Below are 518 nucleotides of genomic sequence, written 5' to 3'. Positions count from 1 at the left end.
GCCTTTATTTCTGGTCTTGGGTAACACAGCGGTAAACTATGCACACCCGGTAACTCATCTAGCTGTTTCGTCCAATAATCTAATTGGTTATCCAGTACCTCTCCCTCTAAATGCGTGTGTTGCCAATGTGCATAATCTGCATATTGGATTTCCAGCTCTGGTAATGGACTTGCTTTTCCTTGGCTATACGCGTCATATAACGCAAAGAACTCTTTGGCCAATACATCCATCGACCAGCCATCTGAGGCAATATGGTGCATATTAAATAGCAGCACCCCTGCGCTGCCAGCCGTTTTGATATAGCTGACACGCAGCATCACATCTTCTGCCAGATTAAACGCCTGCGTAAACTCACTGTCAACCAATGCTTTCACCGCGTGTGCTTGCATCTCACCAGTGAGATGAGATAGGTCTTCGACTGCCACCTCAAAGTGCACCGCTGACATCGCGCAGATCTGTTGCTTCGCTACCCCCGCCACTTCAATGTAGCGCGTTCGCAAAACTTCATGACGCGCAAT

The 518-nt window shown here is 48.1% G+C and carries 1 protein-coding gene; it reads right to left on the bottom strand.

Annotation, left to right across the window (positions count from 1 at the left end; translation table 11 throughout):
* The coding region (locus J8M01_RS23790) for a condensation domain-containing protein (protein ID WP_247671270.1) at positions 1–518 on the bottom strand (518 nt) is incomplete at both ends.

It is taken from the genome of Pseudoalteromonas sp. MMG005, from assembly GCF_018101015.1.
Taxonomy (GTDB): Bacteria; Pseudomonadota; Gammaproteobacteria; order Enterobacterales; family Alteromonadaceae; genus Pseudoalteromonas; species Pseudoalteromonas aurantia.
The sequence above is the reverse complement of the archived record's forward strand: the minus strand, read 5'-3'. Positions and strand labels throughout refer to the sequence as shown.